This is a genomic window from Yersinia similis, assembly GCF_001053095.1.
Taxonomy (GTDB): Bacteria; Pseudomonadota; Gammaproteobacteria; order Enterobacterales; family Enterobacteriaceae; genus Yersinia; species Yersinia similis.
Window position 1 is genome coordinate 1 of record NZ_CGBP01000082.1, and the last position, 1,436, is coordinate 1,436.

A 1,436-nucleotide genomic window follows, 5' to 3' on the forward strand; every position below is an offset into this window, starting at 1 on the left:
CCACCGGCCAGCCCGGCGGCTAATGTACTCAGTGCGCTGACGGCCTGTTTCTGACCTTCGGTGAGTGTGTTCTTGTCCCAGCCCAGCGCGCTGATAATCGTGGGGGCCATCAACTCCGCCGTGGCCGCGCCAGCCGCACCCGCCAGCGCATTGTTGCCGCTGGCATAGGCGGTCACCGCGCCCAATACCGCGTGTGCCATTGTGTTGGCCGCCGGATTATCGCCTGTACTTTGCTTAATCACCCCCGCCAGATACGGCGCACTGGCACCCGTCAGGGCCGCACCCATATTCCCGCCGGCCAGCCCCTGCACGGCGGCTGTCGCCGCCTGCATCCCGCGTTGCACCGGGCCGCCTGTCCCAAATCCTGACTCGTTAAATGCCTGATTATATGCCGTCTGGTAAATCTGCTGGTTGATGTCCTCTGCCGTGGCCGCCTTGCCCGGATGGGCTTTCTCCCACTGTTTTTCTGCCGCGACGATATCTTCCGGCTTCACCGCCTTCATCTTGTCGTTTGCCGCGTGAGTGGCAATTATCTTGCCCTGCGTGGAGGCAATATCTAACGCCTGACCGCCTATCTCGCCAATCAGCTGCACTTCTTTCAGCCGGTTCTGCTCTTTCTCTTTATCAAAAATCGGCCCGATACTGCCGTTGGCATTCCCGGTGTCCCGGCTCAGGTCATCAACATTCTGCTGTTGATTCTCCGTGTTGCGAACGGTAATCGTGCCCTCACTCACTGCCGCCTGCGTGGTGCCTTCGGCATATCCGCCATTGCCCAGCCCCGCGAGCACCATACCGCCCAGATTACTCAGCAGGTCTGACCCCACCGGGCCACCGGTGCTCAGGCTGCCGCCCTGATGCTCCACCGTGAATACCGCTTTATTTTTGATATCACTGAAGCCCAGTGTGCCGGTATCCAGCGTGTTTTTATCGGCTGCCGCCGTGCTGGCAATCACCGCGCCATCCAGTTGGGTGTGCTCCCCCACCCGGATATCAACACCGCCAGAACCGGCAAAAATACCCGTCTGCGCCTGCACCGAGTCATACTGACTGGATAACCTGTCACGGCTCATGCTCAGGTTGACCGCGGCACCGCCCCCCGCCACCGGGACACTGATACCGCCGCTAACACGGCTCTGCTTCGCATCATAATTATCGCGGTCCTGCTGGCTTTGCAGAGTAAGATTACGCCCCACATCGGCCTTGACCGTTTCAGCGCTGACCTGCGCGCCGGTCAGGGCCGTATCGCGACCGCTGCGCAACGAGAACATCCCGCCACTGTCGACGGTGGTTTCCGTCCAGAAGGTGCCGTCACCGCGCTCATTCCCCTGCCCCTTGTTGGCATTGGCAAAGACGCTCAGACCGCTGCCCCCCACACTGACGCCAACGCTACCGCCACGGCTGCTGTTGCTACCGTCGGTTTTTTGCCTATTGGCCGC

1 protein-coding gene is annotated in these 1,436 nt (G+C 61.1%); it reads right to left on the reverse strand.

The window, feature by feature from the left end:
• A partial coding sequence (locus tag AC971_RS22385; RefSeq protein ID WP_197090745.1) for a hemagglutinin repeat-containing protein occupies positions 1-1,436 on the reverse strand: 1,436 nt, incomplete at both ends.